Annotated in this window: 1 pseudogene; it reads right to left on the bottom strand. The window is 46.1% G+C overall.

The features are described 5' to 3' along the window. A pseudogene (locus ASD98_RS24310) lies at positions 1 to 1,611 on the bottom strand (collagen-like protein); the annotation flags it as partial.

Genomic DNA, 1,611 nt, shown 5'->3' with positions numbered 1-1,611 from the left:
AATAATTGACCACCGCCAGTTACTGTTAACGCACTGTTTGCTGATGTAAGATTATACAATGAACCTGTATTGAATGTTCCTGTTGCTCCAGTTGCTCCTTGAGGTCCTGTAGCTCCAGTTAATCCGATTGGACCTTGTGATCCTGTTGCTCCTTGCGCTCCTGTAGCTCCAGTTAATCCAATTGGACCTTGGGCTCCTGTTGCTCCTGTAGCACCTTGAGGTCCTGTAGCTCCAGTTAAGCCGATTGGACCTTGTGCCCCTGTTGCCCCTGTAGCACCTTGAGGTCCTGTAGCTCCAGTTGCTCCTTGAGGTCCTGTAGCTCCAGTTAAGCCGATTGGACCTTGTGATCCTTGCGCTCCTGTAGCTCCAGTTAAGCCGATTGGACCTTGTGATCCCGTTGCTCCTTGCGCTCCTGTAGCTCCAGTTAAGCCGATTGGACCTTGTGATCCTGTTGCTCCTTGCGCTCCTGTAGCTCCAGTTAAGCCGATTGGACCTTGTGATCCTGTTGCTCCTTGCGCTCCTGTTGCTCCAGTTAATCCGATTGGACCTTGTGTTCCTGTTGCTCCTTGAGGTCCTGTAGCTCCAGTTAAGCCGATTGGACCTTGTGATCCTGTTGCTCCTGTTGCACCAATTGCTCCAGCATCTCCTTTATCWCCTTTGTCTCCTTTTAATCCTGCCAATTGCGTTGGAGTAAAATCAGAGTAGTTGAAATCCTTACCAGCATCTCCTTTATCTCCTTTGTCTCCTTTTAATCCTGCCAATTGCGTTGGAGTAAAATCAGTGTAGTCGAAATCCTTACCAGCATCCCCTTTATCTCCTTTGTCTCCTTTTAATCCTGCCAATTGCGTTGGAGTAAAATCAGTGAATTCGAAATCCTTACCGGCATCTCCTTTATCACCTTTGTCTCCTTTTAATCCTGCCAATTGCGTTGGAGTAAAATCAGTAAATTCGAAATCCTTACCATCAACTCCATTTGTTCCGTCAGTACCTTTAAGACCAGCAATATATTCGTCCATATCTTTCCCGTCGTTTCCAGGAAGCTCTTTCCAGATCTCGAATGCTGATTTACCATCAATTCCGTTTTCTCCTTTAAGACCCTGAACATAGTCGTTCATATCTTTCCCGTCGTTTCCAGGAAGCTCTTTCCAGATCTCGAATGCCGATTTACCGTCAGCACCAGTTGCACCAGTAAGACCCTGAACATATTCGTTCATGTCTTTTCCGTCGTTTCCAGGAAGCTCTTTCCAGATTTCGAATGCTGATTTTCCATCAGCACCGTTTGTTCCGTCAGTACCTTTTATTCCGTCTAAATATTCGGCAATTGTTTTTCCGTCGTTTCCAGGAAGTTCTTTCCAGATCTCAAATGCCGATTTACCGTCAACTCCGTTTGTTCCGTCAGTACCTTTTAATCCGTCTAAATATTCGGCAATTGTTTTTCCGTCGTTGCCAGGAAGCTCTTTCCAGATCTCAAATGCCGATTTTCCATCAACTCCGTTTTCTCCTTTAAGACCCACAACATATTCGTTCATGTCTTTACCGTCGTTTCCAGGAAGCTCTTTCCAGATCTCGAATGCTGATTTACCATCCGCACCAGTTGCACCAACAAGACCC

The organism is Flavobacterium sp. Root186 (assembly GCF_001428525.1).
Classification (GTDB): Bacteria; Bacteroidota; Bacteroidia; order Flavobacteriales; family Flavobacteriaceae; genus Flavobacterium.
Note: the sequence above shows the minus strand (reverse complement) of the source record. Positions and strands in the feature narration are given on the sequence as shown.